The organism is Kribbella qitaiheensis (assembly GCF_014217565.1).
GTDB lineage: Bacteria > Actinomycetota > Actinomycetes > Propionibacteriales > Kribbellaceae > Kribbella > Kribbella qitaiheensis_A.
In genome coordinates, this window is the sequence record NZ_CP043661.1 from 2,209,673 (window position 1) to 2,224,137 (window position 14,465).

The following is a 14,465-nucleotide window of genomic DNA, read 5'->3' on the forward strand; positions in this document are numbered from 1 at the left end:
GCTCGAATCACTTGGAATCATCTGTTTAATGATTCAATGGACGATTCCGACTCATTCGATATAGGCTGCTTGCTGTCCGAGAGCTGTCTATCGCGAGACGGGGGTCGATATGACTGTGGGAATCCTGACCGAGAAGCCGTCGGCAGCGCGTCACTTCGCGGCTGCACTGGGTGGCAGCAGCGGCACATACAACGGGGAGCAGTTCGTCGTCGCCCACGCCCGCGGTCATCTGTATGAGTTCGTCGATCCGCACTGGATGGTTTCCGGTCCGGCGCTGGTCGAGAAGTATCAGAAGTGGGACCTGGCGAACCTTCCCTGGGATCCGAACGATCTCAGCTGGGAACTGGAGCTCATCAAGGGTGCCGGCAGCCTGGCCCGGGATGTGAACCAAACGTTGTCCGGCTGCGACGAGATCGTCATCGCGACCGACGTCGACCCGACCGGCGAAGGCGGCATGATCGCCGTGAATCTCCTGCTCGAGCTCGGCCTGCGGCCGAGATCCTGGTCACGGATGTACTTCACCGACGAGGCTCCGGCGTCACTGCAGTCGGGGTTCACGTCGCGCACGGCGATCGCCTCGCTGCAGGATCTCGACGAGTACAAGAAGGCGGTGTACCGCTCGAAGTTCGATTTCTTGTCGATGCAGTGGACTCGCTGCGCGACCAACATGGCGCGCGGCTGCGGCAGGGACATTGTGCTGAGGCAGGGCCGGCTGAAGTCCGCGATGGTCAAGCTCGTGGGTGACCAGCTGCAGGCCTACAACAGCTACGTCAAGCAGCCGTTCTTCCAGAACCGGTTCCGCGACGAGAACGGTGTCCTGTACACGAATCCGGCCGAAACACGGTTCGGGCAGAAGAACCAGGTGCCCGGGCTCTACTCGGCCTCACCGGTCGTGGTCGACGGCACGGCCATGAAGCAGACCGCCCCGCCGCAGCTGCTCGATCTCGCGGCGCTGTCGTCGATGCTGGTGGGCCAGGGCGTGAAGGCAAAGTTCGTGCTCGAGACCTACCAGAAGATGTACGAGGCGCAGGTCGTCAGCTATCCGCGCACCGAGGACAAGACGATCACGCCGGCTCAGTTCAACGAGCTCGCGCCGCTGGTCGACAAGATCGCCGCGGTCGTCGGCATCGGCACAGCGCTCCTGACGCACCGCCAGCCACGCGGTACCCACGTCAAGCCGCAGGGTGCGCACGGCGCGAACCGGCCCGGACCGAAGGTGCCGGCGTCGCTGGACCACGTCACGCAGCGGTTCGGCCAGACGGGCCGGCTCATTTACGAGACTCTGGCCAAGAACTACCTGGCCATGCACGCCGAGGACTATCGCTACGAGCAGCAGAAGGGCCACGTGCAGCGCTACCCGGCGTTCGTCGGGATCACGCACGTACCCAAGAGCGCGGGCTGGAAGGCCGTGTTCGACCCCGACGCCGGCGACGACTCTCCTGACCCGGGTGGAAACACGGCGCCCGACGGCGTTGCGGTCGAGAACGGTAAGGGGCTTGGGCGCATCGCTGAGCCGTTCGTCTTCGACGGCGCCAACAAGCGCCCGGAGCACCCGACCATGAAGTGGCTGATGAACCAACTCGCGAAGAGCGACGTGGGCACCGGGGCGACGCGCACCTCGACCTACAGCGAGGTGACATCGACGAGTGCCAACTACCCGCTACTCGTGGAGCGCGGCCGCAGGCTCACGCTGGCCGAAGCGGGCGAGATGAGCTGGCTGCTGCTGCCCGGTACACGGATCGGCGACCTGGAGCTCACCGAGAAGGTCTACGCCGACATGCGCGACATCGCTGCCGGGACCGCGACCGCCGACGACCGCCTCGCCGTTGTTGCCGGATGGGTACGTGAGGACGTCGCCCAGATGCAGAAGAACGCCGAGGTGATGCGATCGCGTCTCGGCTTGCAGAAGACCGCGGTCACGCAGAGCGAACGGGCGGCAGGGACGTGGACGGCTACCGGTCGCGACGTCACCTTCGCTCGTTCCTGGAGCGGGCATCGTTTCAGCGATTCAGAGGTGCAGCGGCTACTGGCCGGCGAGACCATCGAGTTCCAGGCAGTCAACCGGCAGGCGACGTCGTATGACGTGTTCGGTGCGCTGGCAGTGCAGACGTTCAAGGGCACCAAATTCGTCGGGTTCAAGAAGCTCGGGCTCGGCCACCGCGACGCCGGTGGCAACGCCCAGCCTCCTACGCAGTGGTGCTCACACGTCTTCACGCCCAAGGAGATCGCCAAGCTGGCCGCCGGTGAGCCGGTCGAGGCCAGCGACTTCGTCAGTAAGGACGGCAACGCCTTCCAGTGCAAGGTCTGGTTCAAGGAGGACAAGCCCGGCAACGGCAAGAAGATCATTCCTGACTTCGACGCCTCGCTGGACTCCCCGCCGGTGAGCTGGTGCAAGCACACCTTCACCGATGCCGAGCGCTCCGCGCTGTCCAGCGGAACGAGCATCCACGTGAAAGGCCTGACCTCGGCGAAAGGCCGGAAGTTCGACGCCGACCTCACCTGGAAGGAGCAGGACGGCAAAAAGAAGATCGTGCCGGCCTTCGCCTGACCCCTGCGACAAAGACAGAAAGGCTCTCCTCATGACCATGCTCCAGCCCTTCGGGGCCGCGACGCGCCCGAGTCTGGCGTCCAGCCCAGTGCTGGGCGGCCGCGTCGGCCTGATCGGCGATGCACACGGCGACGGCGGATTCCTGAGGGGCGCTACGGCGCTGCTGGCCCAGCGCGGCTGCACCTCGCTGGTGCAGCTCGGCAACTTCGGCCTCATCTGGCGTGGAACCCGCTCGGAGTCACGGGCCCTCGACCAGCTGAACAGTGCACTGACCACTGTTGGGCTCCAGCTCTACGTCGTGCTCGGCACTCTCGAAAATTACGACTTCATCGATTCGCTCCCTTGTGACGTCGACGGCATCGCGTGGATCTCCTCCCACATCGGTCTGCTGCCCCGCTCCGGCGTCGCCCTCGCGGGCAGCAGCGGCCTCGCCGATCCGGTACATGCGATCGGCTGGCTGTCAGGTGCCGCGAGCCGTGACCGCCGTACCCGCATCCCCGGCAGGGACTGGTGGCCTGCGGAGCTCACCACCGATGCACAGGCGCGAGGCCTCCTGTTCTCGCCCGTCAGCCCCAGCGTCGTCCTTGCTCACGAGGCTCTGGCCACTCCGGACCTGCTCGCCCGGCTTGCAGACGGCTCAGGGCAAGACCCTCGTGACCTCGACTATGCACAGACGGCGCAGCGCGAACACACCGATCGCGTGCTCTCGGTTCTCGATCCGGAACGAGAGACGCTGATCGTCAGCGGGCGATACCACCTGCGCCACTCCGAACGCAGCGTCTTTCGCCGGGCCACCGCGGACGGCTCAACTCAAGCTGTCCCGATCCGTCAGGAGATCCTCGACCGCGAGCGGACACCGGGCTGTCTGGCCGTCTTGGACCTGAGCGGTCCCCTCCCCGTCTTCGAGGCGCCATGAGACCCGCCGCCAGGCCGCCGGCCACTAGCACCGACACATGGGACGGGTGACCAGTGGCCCGGCGGTCGTACTCGATTCCAGCACCCTTGAACCGCAGCTTCCTCGACCACGAGATCTCGTTCAGCCTGGGCGGCTGGCAGGTGCCGGCCTCCCCGATGAAACAGATCTTGTTCCTGGGCGGAGGGGTCCTCGTCACGCTGTGGGCGGCGACGACAACATTCATCAAGTCGGCCGGCCCGGCGCTCATCGTGCTGTTCGTCGCCTGGGCGCTCGTCGCGGTGTTCTATCTCGGCGGGCTGACCAAGACCAGGGAACTGCGGCTCATGACTGTGCCCGCGTTGCTGGCCTACCTGCCGCGCACCGCCCGCCTGGTTCTCACCCGGCGCAGCGCCGGACCGAACGGGTTCTACTCGATCGCCGGTATCGACGGCCTTGCCGACGACGGCACGATCAGCTTCTCCGACGGAAGCGTCGGGCGCGTCTATCTCGTGGTCGGCTCGGCGAGCTATCTGCTGTTCGACGAGGACCAGAACTCGATCCTGAACCGCGTCGACTCGTTCTGGAGGAAGGTACCGACGACCTGCGAACACGTCTTCATCACGACCAAAGAGCCACAGCGGATCTACCACCAGGTGGCCAACCTGGAACGCCGCAACCTGGCTCTCGCGGTCCGCGACCCGGACCTGCTGGAGTTGCAGGACGAGCAGTACGACATCCTCACCAGCCACGTCGGCGGCCGGTTCACCTCGATCCACCAGTACGTCGTTCTCAAGGGCAAGAGCACCGACGCACTGCGTCAGGCCCATCTCGTCCTGCAGTCCGAAGTCGAAGGATCCTCGCTGATGATCAGGGAGGTCACCATCCTCGGCCGCGACGAATCCGAGCAGATGCTCCGCATCTTCTACCAGGGCACGGGCGACAGCCTCATGGGCTGAAGCCCACGATTCCGCGACACACCAGCAGAGGACGACCGGACAATGGCACCGACCCCCAACCTTCGAGCATCACTCGGCAACCTGAAGCGGCTCAGACCCGCCAGCCAGCTCCCGCCAGGCTCCTTGGCCGCAGCATCTGAAACGACCGAGCTGGATCCAGCCGCCGCAACCACCGATCGCCGACAACCGCGCAGATGGCTGTCCTGGTGGCACCGCCACCAGGACACGAAACGTCTCGAGGGCCAGTTCGAGTCCTACCCGCACCTGCTCGCACTGAAGCCGAAAGAGAAGTACCTGTTCCGGTCGGACTACTTCCAGGTCGACGGATCGGTCGGCTGTGTGCTGGCCTTCTTCCACGATCTGGCCGCCCACGACGGCTTCGGCCCGTTCTGGGGCATCGGGCGCATCCCTGATGGGCTCGACGAGCGTGTAACCGCTGTCGTGCTCGAGCAGGTCGCGCGGCGGACCGACAAGTGGGTCGACCAGTACACCAAGCAGTCCGAGAAGCTCGACAGTCTGGAGGCCGGCGAGCAGGCTGACGGTGGCACGACATCGTCCAAGCTCAGGGCAAAGAAGGTCGCCGGCGATCTCGAGGTCACGATCAGCGAGATCCAGGACGGCGCTAGCTACCTGTCCGTGCACAATCGGCTCTTACTCAAGGCCCCGGACCTGGCTGCGCTGGAAGACAGCATCGAGCGGATCTCGCGCCTCTACATCGACCGATTCGGCACCCTGAAGGCAGCTGCCTACGCCGGTGAGCAGCGCCAGGAGCTGGCCGGGCTCCTGAAGAGGAACGACAAGAAGCGCGGCCGTGGTTTCCACTTCACCTCGACGGAATTCGCCGGCTCGTACTCATTGGTCACCAACGGCCTCAACGACGCCGCCGGGGAGTACGTCGGCTACATGGTCGGCGACGTGAACAACTCGGCAGTGCTCTTCGACAGCAACGGCTACGACCACCACGTGGTCGTAGCCGACAACGCGATCTCGGACTACCTGAGCCGTGCACAGATCTCGGACATGTGGTGCTCGAAACTGTCACAGTCGTGCCTGCTGAACAACGGCCAGGTGGTGCACCTGGTGCTCGACGGCGCGGACCTGAACAGGCTGGGACCGCGCTTCGACACACTCACCTCCCGCGTCGACCTGAACACCGGCGACGTGAACATGTTCGAGATGTTCGGCGAGGAGGCCGACGAGCTGGCGGTCTTCGCAGCACAGATGCAAAAGCTCACCCTGATGTTCGAGCAACTCTACGAGGCCACCGATGGCGGCGTCGGGTCCATCATCCGCAACGAACTGGAAAAGACCGCCACGCAGTTCTACATCGACCAGCGCATGTGGGCGCGCAACGCCAAGACGCAGCGCCACCGCCTGCGCGTCGTGGGTATTCCGCACGAGCAAGTACCGCGCCTGCAGATGTTCACGGCCTACCTCGACACCGAGCACAAGGCGCTACTCAACTCCTCCAAGAACGACCCCGACCAGCTGCGCGCATACAACGTACTGAAAGGCGTGGCGAAGAACCTGCTCGACAACAACGGTGACCTGTTCAACAACCACACCGCCGCCGCCGTCGACGGCATCCGCGAGGCCAAGCGGGTGGTCTACGACTTCTCGCGTCTGATGCGCAGGGGCCGCGGTGTGGCCATGGCTCAGCTGGTCAACATCGTTGGCTTCGCGATCGGCAAACTAGAGCGCGGCGACACGGTGATCATCCACGGCGCCGAAACCATCGACGACCGGGTCAAGGCCTACGTCGAGCTGCAGTTCGAGCAGCTCTACCAGCGCGGGGGCCGCGTGGTGTTCAGCTACAACGACGTCGACAAGATGCTCGCCGACGTGAAGTTCAACAAGTTCGACGCCGCGGACTACACGATCTTCGGCGCGATGCGGGACAAGACCGTGGCGGACTACCAGCAGTTGCTGCACCAGCGGATCCCGCCGGATCTTGCCCAGCTCATCACCCGCAAGGGCGAGAACCTGAGCTACCTGCGTCGCGGCGTCTCCAACGTCGTGTTCCATCTGGACCTGGCGCTGGGGATCAATCCGAACCGGGAAAAGCAGCGCCGCGAGCTGCACCGCGCCGCGCGGCGCACCGAAGCGACCTTGAAATTCGATGCCGTGATGACCACCAAGCCGGTCCCCGGCGCCAACGTCACCTCGGTCGGCGGAGCCAGCAGCGACACAGAACCGCACGCAGCAGAACCTGGGCGCAGCCAGCCCTCCACGGATGTGGAGGAAGACCCTCGGCGCCGGCCCCCTGGCGGGAACGCGGCCCGGCGCTCCAGGACAGAAGACGCCGAGGGCGATGAGGAAGCGACAAGACAGGAGCACAGGATGACTCCGTTGAGCAACGCGGCACAGGCCATCACACGGACCCGCGTGCGCGCCCTTGCCGCCGCCGGCGCGCAGCCGACCTGGGTCCGGACCGTCGCGGGCGGGCTCCTCGGGACGCTGGTCCTGGTCCTCCTGCTGGTTGCACTCGCACCGGTCGCGCACGCAGACGACCCACGCGACGAGGATCAGAAGGACTACAGCCTCTACCACCTAACCTCCAATGCAAGCGTGTACTTCAGTGAGAAGAGCGCACCCGAGAACGACGGGAAAGGCACCGGCGACTCATGGAAGACCGTCGTCTCCAACCCTGCCCAGGCCGGGTCCATGCTCGGCTACGCCGACGACGACGGCTTCGTCAAATGGCTGTTCTCGACGATCTCGGGCTCGTCGCAGACGATCAAGTACGACGCCTTCGACAGCGCACACGCCTCCGGCATGAAGGACTACTCCCACTTCGGTGCGGCCACACGCGACCTCGGCTTCGACGACATGATCTCGTCCGCGGGCTTCGATCCGATGATCCACGCAGTCGGCGGCTCACTGATCTGGACGGTCTACGCGCTCGCCATGGGCGTGTCGATCCTGTTCTGGATCTTCGTCCAGATCCTGAAACTCCTCAACCCCTTCCTCTGGTTCCACAACGGCATCGCCGCGGTCTCCCCCAGCTACAAGGTCTGGGCAGACGGCATGGTCACCACCTCATCGGGCACCAACACAACACCCGAAGCGCTCTCAGGCCTGTCCGGGTTCGTCTCACAGTGGTACGGCACGCTCGTGGCGCTGTCCTGGGGCGTGCTGGTGCCGCTGTTCATCGGGTTCCTGCTCCTGGGCTTGGCCTTCTTCAAAAAGATGGACCGCGGCAGCACAATCAAGAAACTCGTTGTGCGCTTGGTGTTCATCGGTGTCGGCCTGCCGCTCATCGGCGGCATGTACACGTCGATCCTCGACCAGTTCGACGACTCGCTGCTGTCGCAAAGCGTGGGACCGACCAAGGTCGTGCTGTCGACCTACGTCGACTTCAACGCGTGGATGAACACCAATCGGCTCCACATCCCCGCCAACGCCTCGATCACCTGGGACGCCGAAACCGGGCACGCCCAGCCCGTCTCGGTGTTCTCGGCCAGGAACTCCGCGCTGGCCATCAACGCACAGACCGGGAAGTACCCCGGTATCACCGCCGGCGACAAGATCAGCGATGCGGGTAGCGCCTGGGCAAACAACAACCCCGGGCTGAAGAACAGCGAGACCGACAAGAACGCGGTCTTCGCGACCCTGGGCATGCTCGGCCGCTACATCCAGGGCCAGAAGGTGAACGCCTCGGACTTCGAGTCGAACGTCCAGGGCGCCGTCACAGCCATCCCCAGTGACGACGTCAACTGGGACCTGAAGAAGAACTGGTTTCTGGGCAAGAGCTACAAGGACTCGAAAGACTTCGGCGAAGGCGGCAACCCCGTACCGCCCAGCGAGCATCCACTGGTCGCAACGAGCAGCACCGGCCTGACCGCCACCACCAACGGGGCCGGCACCGAATTCAGTTCGACCAGCGGCAACCCACGCTGCGGCTTCACCGTCGTCGAACCCAACACCGATGGGAAGCCCGCCGACTGCAACCTGGCCCCACTCGCGGCATACAACTATTTGAACACCGAGTTCAACAGCGACTCGATGACCATCTTCTCCTCCAACAAGGTGACCTCCGGTTTCACGCGCTCGTTCCACTCCTCGGTAGCACAGATCGGCACCGGGCCGGCCTCGTTCATGTACTGGGCCAACGCCTTCACACTGCTGAGCTCGATCACCATGATCGGTCTCTTCTACGGCATCGGAATGCTGACCGGCGCGCTACGCCGCACCTTCGGCACGGTCGCAGCGATCCCGTTCGCGACGATGGGCGCGATGGCCGGCATCGCCAAGGTGATCATCTACTCCGTCGCCATGATGCTTGAAGTGCTGGTCACCTTGTTCCTCTACCAGTTCGTCTCAGAATTCCTGGTCTCGCTGCCGCAGATCATCGAAGGACCGATCGCGAAGCTCGTCAGCAGCAACCCCACCGGTACCGATCGCGGCATCACGAACATCTTCGGCAACCCAGTCCTCGGCTCGATCGCCGTCGTCGTCATGACCGTCGTGTCCATCGTCTTGATCATCAGCGTGACCCTCACGCTGCTACGGGTACGTAAGTCGGCCCTGAAAGCCCTCGACGAGGCCGTGACCAAGCTGGTCGACAAGTTCCTCGACACCACCACACCACCCAAGCAATCCAGCAACGGCCTCCTCCCGGCGCTCGCGGGTGGGCTGGGAGCGGGTGCCGGGATGGCTGCGGGGCAAGGTCTCATGGGGAAGCTCGGCGGAAAGCCACCCAAGGCACGCGTGAACAAGCCCAGCAACACCGGCCAGCCCACCTCACCCAGCGTTTCGGCGAACGCCGGCGGGACGAACGGCAACATGGCGCTCACCAGCGCGAAAGCTGCCGAACTCACCGGTCGCACACCAGGAGAGCTAGGCAGCGGCTCACCAGGATCAGAAACTCCCCCGAGCGACCCCCCGAACGGACCCGGTGGTCCCCGGGGTACCGGCGGCGCAGGACCACGCGGGCCAGGTTCTCTTCGTGAACCGACTGGCGAGCCTGGCACCGGCGACTCTGTAGGAACAGGAACCGCAGAGGAGGCCGCCGGGAGCAACGGCATCGACACCAGGAGCAACAGCAAATGCGGCCGCAGCAAGCCGACCGTGGCCGATACGGGCTCACCGATCGCCTCCAGCAAACGGAAGAACCGCGCCGAGTCGAGCCCGCCGCAGGATGACCGGGAACTGGCCGAGCGCGTCAGTAATCAGGGTGGACTCAGCGACCTAGGCACTGATAAGCAGCACCGAAGCCCCCGCAGGACTCCTGGCCAGACAGACCCATCCGCACGCAAAAAGCCTGGCAGCGCCAAAGGCCCAGCTGGCCACGGCGGCACCAGCAACAACCCGAAGATTGGCGATCAACCCCGACCGAACAGGGCCAGCACACCGCCGAGCTCACCGCAACGCGGTCACGGCCCCGAGCCGCCGCGCCACCCCACGCGGTTCCGCCAACAACGGCGCACCGAAAGCCCCGGACCGCGCGGATCCGCACCGCACCGAGGCACCCACTGGTCCGTTGAACAGACGCAACCCACCCCAGCCGGTCACGAAGCCATCGCCCAGAGCCCGTATCTGGGAAGTGCCGCCCGCACCAGAGCCACCACGACCAAGAAAGCCAGCTCGCCCCATGCCGTCTACCCCTGAACCACGAGATCAGCGAAGCACCAGCGCAGAGCCGCCGAAGGAGTAGCTCCCCTGGAGCAAACGAGAGCCCCGTGGAGCGATGCACAACTCCAGGGGGCTCTTCAGTTCGCACCGGGCTAGGACCGGCGGGTATGCAGCGTGATGACCTTTTCGATCTGCGTCCAGATGCCGTCCTTGTCCCACTGGTGGTACCAGGCCGAGACCGTAACCGTGGAACCGTAGTCGATGCGTATGTCGTCCCAACGGGCACCGGTGCGTAGTTTCCAGACGATGTTCTCGATCACGTTGCGCAGATCGTTGTTGCGCCAGGTTTCGCTGCCTTGGGCTGGTTCGGGGATCAGTGGCCGAATCTTGGCCCAGGAGCGGTCGGTGAGCTGAAAGAAGTTCCGGGTGTACTCGCTGGTCAGCGACTCGCTCTCGGAGTACCAGTGGGGGTCGATCTCGGCGAGTTCCGCAGCGGCCTCGTCAGGGAGCGCGCCTAGGTTTCGCTTCTTGCGCTGCTGGTAGAGCCACGACTGCAACGGCGTCTTACCTGGCACTTTGATGTGCCCGTTGCGTGCAACGAAGTTCGCAAGCTCGGCCAGCCGCTGGTTCCACTGCTCATCGCCCGGGTTCCAAGAGAATCCGACCCGATCCAGCAGATCGATCTGCCAGTCGTCCAGCTGGCCGAAGCGTCGCGCTCGACGCTGCGCCTTGGTCCACGAGGACAGATTCACCCCGTCGACCGTGATCAGACCATCGGGCACGTACATCACCTTCAGTTGGCCTAGCTCGGCGCGGAGCGCCTTCAACTCCTCATATGTGTTCCGCCACGCGGTTTCGGTGCGGTTCTGGAAGTCGATGCCGATCTCGTGCAGCAGCTGGATCTGTTCAGCGGTGAGGTGACCGCGCCGGTTGGTGGCGACCTGACCTTCGATCCAGCGAGCTTCTCGCGAGGTACTCGGCAGGCGCAGCAGGCTGCCGCGGTGCTCGTAGAGGGCTTTGACTTCCTGGTAGCGCTGCATCCAGCGGGCGGCCACTCCGTCCCAAGGGAACTCGATCTCATCGAGCAGCCGGATCCTCTCCTCGGACAGCTTGCCGACGCGGTGACGTTGCCGCTGCGCGTTGAACCAATTCGCCAGGACGACTCCGTGCGGGGTCGCATAGTCTTCGTCGACCAGCAGATGCCCGTTGTCTTCCTTCAGGCGCCGGGCATCGGAGTAGGTGCGCATCCAGTTCTCTTCGAGTTGCGACCAGACGATCCCGAGCTTCTCCAGCAGTTCGGCGCGATCCTCGGACAGCTCACCCGCGTTGTAGAAAACCCTTTGTCTGTTCCACCAGGAGCCGAGCCTCAGCCCGTCGTTGGTGATCCAGGTCCACGGGATCTCCACATTTCCCTGGACCTGAAGGTAGGCGCAGGCTGCGCCGTAGTACTCCTCCCAGCTCGGCGCGGTCGACTGCACAGCGCGGATGGTGATCGCCCGGGCAAACAGGTCGGGAACGTCGACGCCGGTCACGCTCAACCACGGCGGCAACTTCACCTCCCGCGACGCCGGCTCGAACAGCGTTCCCTCGCCGAGCTGGCGACGCTTCAAGCGCAACTGATCGTCGAGCCGGTCGTCGTGGTCACGCAGTGCCCGCAGAACCTGCCAGACCGGTTCCCAGTCGCTGCCTTCCAGAGCAGCCTCGGGGCTTTCCCCTTCGCTGAGCAGCAGGGGGACGACGATGGTGGCGACCTTGTCCTGCCGGCCGCCGGTGCGCAGGGCGCGGCCGAGTGCCTGGATGGTGTCGATCGCCGATCGACGTGGCCGGGTGAACACCACGGCATCGACCGCCGGGACGTCCACACCTTCCGACAGCACGCGCGCGTTGCTGACCACAGCCAACTCGTCGCCGGCGGCGGCGAGCCGGTCAATGACCCGGCGGCGCAGGTGCGGTGGCTGGGCGCCAGATACGTGCCCGGCCCACAGGTTCAGCGGCCCACCGGGTAGCAGTCCGGCCGCTGCAGGCAGTGTGGTCGCCCAGGTACGCGCGTCCGCAACGCGGTGGTGGTAGCTGATCGCGCGACGCACGCCGTACTCGGTCATCGTGCGCAGGACCGCGATCTGCCCAGCCAGCGTCGCCGGCTGGATCGACGAAGCACCCAGACGCATCGCCAGGCTCTCGTCCAGAGTCAGCCGGTGAATCTCTTCGTTGGTCACCACCGGAACAATCACGCGGTAGTCGGCGAGCAGCCCCATTGTGATGGCCCGGCTGAACGGCAGCCGCCAGCACACCTGGCCGTAGATCTTCTCATCATCCATCGAGACCACAGCGTCGCCGCTGGTGGTCGCGACCCGCGGCGTTGCAGTCATGTACAGCCGGCGTTTGGCGGGCACCTGGGCGTCGTGGTGGACGACCTTCCACGGACCGTCGGCCTTTCCCGTCGTCCGGTGCGCCTCATCCACCACCGCCAGATCCCACCTGCGCATCAGATAACTGCTGTGCGCGGCCGCGATCACCGGCAGCGACGCATAGGTCGACAGCACCGTCACCCGACGGCGACCACGTACGGTGTCCGCGAGCACGTCGGCGGTTGTGGTGACCACGACATCCGGCTGGCCTTCAAGCAGTGCGATCTCGGCGATCGTGGGATCTGAGCAGACCGCGACAACAGTGCCCAGCGACATGCCAGCGACGGCACGGTAGGCCTGCAGCGTCTGCACGAGCAGTTCGATGGTCGGCAAGACCACCAGTACTCGGCCGGTCGCAGCCAGGTTGGCTGCGACCGGCCCCGCCGATGCGGGTCTTCCCGATCCCACAGGCTCCGATCAAACTCGTCCGGCCGCCTACACCGATCGCGGTGGTCACCGCGTCCACGGCTTCCACCTGATGCGGCCACAGCTCGCTCTGCACAGTCTGTCCCATCCGCACGTCGCTCAGCTTTGCTAATCCCTCGACCCGACGGGCCTCGCCGGCACCGCCGTACCGGGCAGGAGTTCTACCGGGCTCAGTATCGCCTGCTGGATGTCGTCGACCAGGAACTGAGCGTCACCGACCGCCGGACTCGCGAACAGCGCGGTGGCGATCGCGCCGAGGGTCGTCTGCGACTGCGGACGACCCTCAACTTGGAGCCAAGCGCAATCGTCAACGGGTTCTTCAGTTCGCGCAGTCGCCTCGGGTCACTCGATCAGCCGCACATGGGCTGGTAACTCTGGAGAGCCTTGTCCTTGGCCATCTTGGTGTACTGCTTGCCGTCGATATCGACGGTGTCACCGCTCTTGCTAGCGGTGACCTTGCCGGTGCCACCCCCGTCCGACCAAATGATCTGATCGCCTTCCGTACTGAGTTCGCCGGACGAGGTCGCCTCGGTATCGATGACCGCATTGCTCTTGCCAGGTTTGTCGCACCCGAACTCGTAGTAGGCAACCGAGTTCCCGTCGATCACGAGCTGGCCTTCCTTGTCGTAGTACTCGCCGCTGGGACCGTCAGACCCGCCGCTACAGCCAGCCAGCACGCACGCAAGTGCCGAGAGCAGTACCGCCGCCGGGATCGCGAGGCGCTGCTTCCGGAGTCGGACACTTCTGATGATCATGCGGTTGGCCCCCAGTGTCTTCGTTGGCGCATGCCCTTCGACACGCTGCTCCGGGGACCATTGTCCCATAGATGAAATTTCAACTTAAATCTCTGCTTGGAGCATCGCACCGAGCGCTGGTTCTCCTTGCGGGGTGGCACGATGTTGGGCATGTCCACCGATGTTGTGCATCACATGTACACGCGTGCCGCCGACCTTGTCCCTTACTGCGGTGTAGTGCCCGGGCCGGATCCGGTCACTGGTGACTGGCACACCGGCCACGAGCGGGACGATCTGCTGAAATGCGTGGAGTTCGGCCTGCCTGCGTGCACTACCTGCCTGTCACCCCAGGCGCTCGGTGGCTTCACGCCGCTGATCATGGAGGAGGAGCGGTAGTCGCGTGCAGGAGGTGGACATGCCGGCAGCCGTGTCGAACCAAGTCGTGATTGGCCTCAAGCCCGAGGGAACGCGCGCAGGTCGCGGACGTGCTCTACGGATCGACCCAGCGGCCTCAGTCGGAAGTCACCGCGCCGCCTAGCTGGAGCGGCTAGGTGCCATCGGACTGGGCATGGCTCGTACGCTCTCGCGTGATGAGGAGTGCCATCTGGAGCACCCCTGCATGACAGATGCAGCTCCGCGATGTTCACCATCAGTCCTGGCGCCGACTGGCGCGAAGCTGTCCGGATCAATTCTAGGCAAGCACGGCCGCGGCGTTCTTGCGGCTGACGTCGAGTCGTGGATGCCCCGGTGTAACTGCCTGGCTCTGCGCGATTGGCACTATGCCGACGACCTGGTGTGGCTGGTGCCTGCGCTCGGGCTGCCAGTAACGTGTCGCTCTCGCATGCTGTGACACGTCGGCTTGGTCGCCTACAATTGGCAGGTCACTCCCCCCTAGTAGCGCCATAGGCACAGTGCGGAAGGATG

General features: G+C 64.8%; 7 protein-coding genes. 5 read left to right on the forward strand and 2 right to left on the reverse strand.

Features of this window, described 5'->3' with window-relative positions:
• Nucleotides 1–109 precede the first annotated feature (109 nt).
• The 4 genes from F1D05_RS10030 to F1D05_RS38760 all read left to right on the forward strand — a co-directional run bounded on the left by F1D05_RS10030 (nucleotide 110) and on the right by F1D05_RS38760 (nucleotide 10,009).
• Nucleotides 110–2,548: a DNA topoisomerase gene (locus F1D05_RS10030; RefSeq protein WP_185447099.1), complete on the forward strand. Its 2,439-nt coding sequence runs from the start codon at nucleotides 110–112 to the stop codon at nucleotides 2,546–2,548.
• A 31-nt stretch (nucleotides 2,549–2,579) separates the two neighbouring features.
• On the forward strand, nucleotides 2,580–3,464 hold the full coding sequence (locus F1D05_RS10035; protein WP_185447100.1) for a hypothetical protein: 885 nt from the start codon (nucleotides 2,580–2,582) through the stop codon (nucleotides 3,462–3,464).
• 86 nt (nucleotides 3,465–3,550) lie between these two features.
• Complete coding sequence (locus F1D05_RS10040; RefSeq protein ID WP_246486570.1) at nucleotides 3,551–4,399, forward strand: hypothetical protein; 849 nt, start codon at nucleotides 3,551–3,553, stop codon at nucleotides 4,397–4,399.
• A 42-nt stretch (nucleotides 4,400–4,441) separates the two neighbouring features.
• The gene (locus F1D05_RS38760; RefSeq protein ID WP_206686144.1) at nucleotides 4,442–10,009 is read left to right on the forward strand and encodes a hypothetical protein; all 5,568 of its coding nucleotides are present in this window, start codon (nucleotides 4,442–4,444) and stop codon (nucleotides 10,007–10,009) included.
• Between the two features lie 116 nt (nucleotides 10,010–10,125).
• Here the strand turns inward: F1D05_RS38760 and F1D05_RS10050 are convergent, their stop codons facing one another.
• A complete protein-coding gene (locus F1D05_RS10050) occupies nucleotides 10,126–12,789 on the reverse strand; it encodes a Helicase associated domain protein (RefSeq protein ID WP_428995009.1) in 2,664 nt (887 codons plus the stop codon).
• 368 nt (nucleotides 12,790–13,157) lie between these two features.
• Complete coding sequence (locus F1D05_RS10055) at nucleotides 13,158–13,562, reverse strand: hypothetical protein (protein ID WP_185447106.1); 405 nt, start codon at nucleotides 13,560–13,562, stop codon at nucleotides 13,158–13,160.
• A gap of 150 nt (nucleotides 13,563–13,712) precedes the next feature.
• Between F1D05_RS10055 and F1D05_RS10060 the strand changes: the two genes are divergently transcribed.
• A complete protein-coding gene (locus F1D05_RS10060) occupies nucleotides 13,713–13,937 on the forward strand; it encodes a hypothetical protein (protein WP_185447108.1) in 225 nt (74 codons plus the stop codon).
• The last annotated feature ends 528 nt before the right edge of the window (nucleotides 13,938–14,465 follow it).